Genomic DNA, 5,434 nt, shown 5'->3' on the forward strand with positions numbered 1-5,434 from the left:
AAATACTCCACCCTGGCCGATATCGGCATCACCACCGATCGGTCCAACGGCACCCTTGCCATCGATTCGACCAAGCTTGCCGATGCCCTGGGAAGCAATTTCAACGATGTTGTCGAGCTCTTCACGAAAAACGGCGGTGTCTCCAACCTTGCCACTGAGAAGTATGGCGTGGCCGAGCAGTTCAGGAAAACCATCGACCGCTTTACCCACACGTACGAGGGGCCGTCCTCCACGGCCAACGGCATCATTTCGAGCCGGGTGCGGGGGCTCAACGACACCATCAAGAGCATCGACGACCAGATCGCGGCCATGGAAGTGCGGATGGCGCGCAAGGAAGAGGCCTTGAAAAAGCAGTTCACCGCCATGGAGACCCTTGTCAGCAGTCTCACAACGCAGGGAAATTCGCTCATCAATTACCTGTACAGGTCATAGTGACCGCGCGAGTCACAACCAGGAGGAACAGGAATGCTGACCCCTTTCAACCAGTACCAGAACACCCAGGTCGGGACTGCCAGCCCGGAAAAGATCCTGATCATGCTCTATGACGGAGCCATCAACTTCTCGAAGATCGCCCTCGAACGGATGGAAAAGAAGGACCTGGCGGGGAAGGGCAAATACATCAGCAAGGCCCAGGCCATTGTTTCCGAACTGATGAATACCCTCAACCACGACGTGGGCGGCGGTATCACCCAGCGCCTTGAGCAGCTTTACATCTACGTCATCGACGAGTACATCAACGCCAACATCAACAACTCGCCCCGGGCCCTGGAGAACGCCATCAGGATCCTTACCGTGCTCCGCGACACCTGGGTCGAGGCCATCGACATCTGGAAGCGGGAGCGTGAAGCCGTGCCCCCGTCGATCCATCAGCCGGGTTACGTGGCGGGGCAGGCACGATGACGGCCGCGGACCTGACGGCATTACTGGCCAGCGGCGAAGAACTCTACAATCTCCTTCTGTCCGAGGCGGAGGCACTGCTGCGCAACTTCGACACCAACAGCGCCGAGGATTTCGAGCAGGCAGTGGCGTGCCGCGAGCGCATCATGACGTCCCTGGACGATTTCAACGGCCGCCTTTCCGCCCTGTCCTCGCAGGGGAGTGGACACGGGGATGCCGAGCAGCTCCTGTCGTCCTTTCATCGTCTTCAGGAGGAATCGACCAAGAAAATCGTCGAACTCGACTCCCTTGTCATCGCCCTTGCCCGCGAGCGTCTCGTCACTCTCGGCGAGGAGATGTCGGCCCTTGCCCGGGGCAAAAGCGCCCTCCATAGTTACGAGGGGGGGCGCGAGGAGAGACACAACATGAGCAGGACCGCCTGAGACCGGGCGGCCGTGCGGGCCGGCTTGACACCGGGCGCACAGCACCACGTGCAAGGAGGCATTTGATGAATACCTATGCTGAAGCTGACAAGCGGCAGGCGTCCCCCGGCCAGACCACGGAAGACGGAGCGTTGCTCGTTCGGGCCGTTCTAGATGACGGGGCCTCGCACGCTGCCGAACTGCAGCGGTTTACGCTGGCCACGGCCGGTCTGTTCAGGGCGGGCAACGACCGGCCGGCCCTGGATCACTATATTGAACTCCTGGGCGGCTTCGACATGCTCATCAGAGCGCTTGCCGATGTCGCCTTCGTACTCGGCGTCGACTTCTCCACCACCCCCGCCGGGGACGTGACGCTGGAACGTTTCGTGGGACAACTCAACACGCTCCTCCAGGAGACCATGGCCGCCCAGCAGCGCAAGGACTGGGTCCTGATCGCCGACCTCCTCGAATACGAACTCGCACCTCACCTGGGCCAATGGCGGGAGCTGTTCGCCGCGCTCGGTGACACGGCTGCCCGTTGATCCAGGAGTGCCTTCATGTCCGCTGATGGCTCCGAGTACGGACGGTTCTTCGAGCAGCTCCAGAAGATCAACCTCACGGTACGGCTCGGCGACGTCGGGTCCTTTGACGGAACTGCCGCCATTACCTCGCTGAAGGGAAGCCTTGCCTGGCTCGAACTGTTCGGTGCAGAGCAACCGCCTGCCGGCATGCTCAGCGAGGGTGCCGAGGTTTCCGTTTCCGTCTGGACCGGCGGTGCCCTCTGCCGGTGCGACGGCCGGGTCGAGACGGTGCGCGACGACCGGCAGTTCGCCATCCGCCTCGCGGGAAGGGTCCGCGAGCTGCAGCGCCGCGAATATTTCCGTCTCGATGTCTCGATCCCTTTCAGCTACGAACTGCTGCCGGGCATGTCGCCCGAAGAGGCCCAGGAACGCTGGCTTCACGAGCGAATGGACTCATGGCGCTCTCCGGCAATGGCCCAGGAGGGGTCAAGCTGGCGGGTCGTGGACTGGAACGGTCGCGACATCCCATCCGCCCGGGCCAACCTGAGCGGCGGCGGCATGAGATTCAGGGTTTCCGAGGAGGTGGCGTCGGGGACCCTCATGCTGGTCAGCCTCTTTCTCCCGCATCCCCAGCCACGGATGATCTGCGTCCTGGCCGAGGCCCTGCGCTGCTCCGAGATCACCCTTACGCTCCAGGCGGGAACCCACTATTCCCTCTCCATGAGGTTCATCACCATCAGCGACAAGGACCGGGAAGCAGTCATCTCCTACCTTTTTTCCGAGCAGCGTCGCGAGCTGATGTCGAAAAGCGATCGTATCCAGGTCGGGGGACGACGGTGAGCGCAGAGCAGCCGGAGGCTCCGTCCTCCGGGGTGCGGATCATGCACGGCCGCAGGGGGCACCCCACGGCCCTGGTCATGGGCGAGGACGGCATCGAAACCTGCCTCCACTCCCTCTACGACCCGATCCGCGAGGCAGGCTCCTTTGTTGCGGGACCGGTGGATGCCGCGGTCCTCGTTTTTCTCGGCACCGGCCTCGGCTACCACCTGCCCCGGTCCCTGGCGAACAATCCGCACGTCAACCGCGTCATCCTCGTGGAGCGGCACCCGGAACTGGCCGAACTGGCCGCGGCCCGGCTCTGCCAGGGGTGGAACGGGCGGATCGAGGTGGTAACGCCTTCCACACCCGGCGGCGGATTCCCGCCCGTTCCTGAGGCGCTCGATGCCGCAGCGCTGTACGTCGTCCCTCACCCCCCCTCGCTGCGGGCACATCCTGCCTGGTACGACCACTACCGCATCCTGCTCGCAACCGTGGGGCGGACGGGTCCCGCCGCGGACCGGACGCAGGCAGCGGGCCGCCCCCTGACGATCCTCGTCCCCTTCGAAGCCTACTATGTCCAGCGGGAGTGTATCCACGGCCTCGAATCCCTGGGGCACCGGGTCGTGGTCCTGGACTGCCGGGGGCGCGAAGGGGACGAAGCATCGCTGTTCGGCGAGGCGCTCCGCGGCGAGCGGCCAGACCTGGTGCTGAGCATCAACATGCGCGGCCTCGACCGGCGCGGCGTTGCGGCGCAAATGCTGCGCCGGCTCGGCATCCCGCTCGCCCTCTGGTTCGTGGACTCGCCGGAATTCATCCTTTACGGCGAGGCATTGCCCCCTGCCGACGGATGCCATGTCTTCCTGTGGGAAAAGAGCTACCTGCCGGCGGTGGCCGCGCAGGGATACCGGGTGTCGCACCTGCCCCTGGCAGCCGATGTCCGCTTGGCCGGGGCCGCCCGCGTGGAGGAACGGTTCAGCGCAGGATTGTCCTTTGTGGGAAACTCGCTGGCGAGCGGTTTTCTGGCCCGCCTGGCCGTCAAGTTTCCGGTTACGGCCCAGGTCATGGCGTTCGCCGGCGAAGCGGTTGAACGAATCATCGCCGCCCGGGGCGATCAGTTGCAGCTTGTCGACCAGCTCGTGGCCGAGGGTGGCCGTTTTCTGCCTGATGATGATGCCCGCCTTTTCTTCCGGGCCTACCTGCTCCACAGTGCCACCTCCGCCTATCGGACCAGGCTCCTGGGTCAGTTGCTCCCGTTGGGGCTTACCTTCTTCGGCGATCCGGACGGATGGCGGAAGGTGTTCGGCAGCGCCATTGACGCGCGTCCCGACGTGAATTACTTCAGGGAAACCCCGGCGGTCTACGCCTCCAGCGCCGTGAATGTCAACGCCACCAGCCTCCAGATGCCCCACACCGTCAACCAGCGGGTCTTTGACGTGCCCCTGTGCGGCGGTTTTCTCCTGACCGACCGGCAGGGTGCCCTGGGTGAGCTCTTTGCCGAGAATGAGGTGGCGCTTTACGACGGGATCAGCGACGTGGCTGAAACGGCCCGGTGTTACCTGGAGCGGGAGGGGCTGCGGCGGGAGATCGCGGAACGTGCCCGGCGCAGGGTGCTTGGCGAGCACACCTACGGGCACCGGATGCGGAAGATGATCGCAGAGGTTCTCGGGGCGGCGGCCAGGCCGGCTTAGGCCGGGAGCAGGTTGCCGCAGTAGTCCGTTGACATAGCGGAGCATTGTGGGTCATAAACGCCATGGCATCTCCCGGCACGAGGGGGGAATCCGGAATCCATCCCGTGGGGGATCCATGGGCGTCATCGATATACACTGTCATACCGCCGGGGTCGGAGCCGGCGGCAGCGGCTGCTTCGTCTCGACCAGCCTGAGGGACAGTTGGAGGTACCGGTTCTACCTGGCATCCTTCGGAATCACCGATGCGGAGCTCGAACGGGAAGGGGACGGCCTGGTCCTGCGCCGTCTCGCGGAGCGGCTGGCAGCCTCGACCCAGGTCCAGGCCGCCGTGGTACTGGCACTGGATGGCGTCGTCGACTCCCGGGGAAGCCTGGACCGGGCACGGACCGAGCTGTTCATTCCCAATGACTTCCTCGCCGGCCAGTGCCGCAGATATCCCAACCTCCTGTTCGGCGCCAGCGTCAATCCCCTGCGGCCCGACGCCCTGGACCGGCTCGATGCCGCGGCCGCCGACGGCGCGGTGCTGATCAAGTGGCTTCCCTCAATCCAGGGGATCGATCCGGCGGACCGGCGACTGGTACCCTTTTACCGGCGCCTTGCGGAACTGGGGTTGCCCCTGCTCACCCACACCGGCGCAGAGCAGTCGTTCACCCGGTCGGATAGCAGGCTGTCCGACCCGAACCGCCTCCGCCTCCCCCTCGATGAAGGGGTGAAGGTCATTGCCGCCCACTGCGCCACCAGCGGCAGGAGCGACGGCCAACGGAACCGGCACCGGCTTCTGGCCCTGTTCGCGGCCTACCCCAACCTCCATGCCGACATCTCATCCCTTACCCAGATAAACCGCCTGGGGCACCTTCAATGGGTCCTGAAGCACCGGGAGCTGCATGGGCGGCTCCTGTACGGCACCGATATGCCCCTGCCGGCCACGGGACTCGCCTCACCCTGGTTTCACCTCTTCTCTCTCGGTCCGTGCTCGGCGCGGCGCCTGGCCGCCATCAGCAACCCCTGGGACCGGGACGTGGCCCTGAAGCTGGCATTGGGGATGCCCGAGCAGATTCTTCACAACGGGGCCGGTCTGCTGCGACCCGTCTGACGATACCGAGGCTGC

The 5,434-nt window shown here is 64.8% G+C and carries 7 protein-coding genes; all 7 read left to right on the forward strand.

Annotated features, from left to right (window positions below):
- Positions 1–432: flagellar filament capping protein FliD (gene fliD / locus AC6CDK_RS17475; RefSeq protein ID WP_496639942.1), on the forward strand; the 432-nt coding region annotated here is incomplete at its 5' end.
- Positions 433–465: 33 nt separating this feature from the next.
- Positions 466–900, forward strand: coding sequence for a flagellar export chaperone FliS (gene fliS / locus AC6CDK_RS17480; protein ID WP_039646778.1), 435 nt, complete (start codon positions 466–468; stop codon positions 898–900).
- On the forward strand, positions 897–1,319 hold the full coding sequence (locus AC6CDK_RS17485; RefSeq protein ID WP_039646776.1) for a hypothetical protein: 423 nt from the start codon (positions 897–899) through the stop codon (positions 1,317–1,319). The genes fliS and AC6CDK_RS17485 overlap by 4 nt, the downstream gene beginning before the upstream one ends.
- A gap of 65 nt (positions 1,320–1,384) precedes the next feature.
- Positions 1,385–1,840 (forward strand): DUF8042 domain-containing protein, encoded by a 456-nt coding sequence (locus tag AC6CDK_RS17490; protein WP_039646774.1) that lies wholly within the window; start codon positions 1,385–1,387, stop codon positions 1,838–1,840.
- Between the two features lie 15 nt (positions 1,841–1,855).
- Positions 1,856–2,659: a PilZ-like domain-containing protein gene (locus AC6CDK_RS17495; RefSeq protein WP_039646772.1), complete on the forward strand. Its 804-nt coding sequence runs from the start codon at positions 1,856–1,858 to the stop codon at positions 2,657–2,659.
- Entirely contained in the window at positions 2,656–4,326 is a 1,671-nt protein-coding gene (locus AC6CDK_RS17500; protein WP_192905367.1) for a glycosyltransferase family protein, read from the forward strand. Before AC6CDK_RS17495 ends, AC6CDK_RS17500 begins: the two co-directional genes overlap by 4 nt.
- A gap of 115 nt (positions 4,327–4,441) precedes the next feature.
- Positions 4,442–5,419, forward strand: a complete 978-nt coding sequence (locus tag AC6CDK_RS17505) for an amidohydrolase family protein (RefSeq protein WP_192905366.1) — start codon at positions 4,442–4,444, stop codon at positions 5,417–5,419.
- Positions 5,420–5,434: the final 15 nt, after the last annotated feature.

The sequence above is a fragment of the Geobacter sp. PheSNFMC genome (genome assembly GCF_059620965.1).

Bases quoted from the DNA above. Each gene is read 5' to 3' on its own strand.
- AC6CDK_RS17485 (WP_039646776.1), top strand. From the start codon at position 897: ATGACGGCCGCGGACCTGACGGCATTACTGGCCAGCGGCGAAGAACTC.
- AC6CDK_RS17505 (WP_192905366.1), top strand. From the start codon at position 4,442: ATGGGCGTCATCGATATACACTGTCATACCGCCGGGGTCGGAGCCGGC.
- fliS (WP_039646778.1), top strand. From the start codon at position 466: ATGCTGACCCCTTTCAACCAGTACCAGAACACCCAGGTCGGGACTGCC.
- AC6CDK_RS17495 (WP_039646772.1), top strand. From the start codon at position 1,856: ATGTCCGCTGATGGCTCCGAGTACGGACGGTTCTTCGAGCAGCTCCAG.
- AC6CDK_RS17490 (WP_039646774.1), top strand. From the start codon at position 1,385: ATGAATACCTATGCTGAAGCTGACAAGCGGCAGGCGTCCCCCGGCCAG.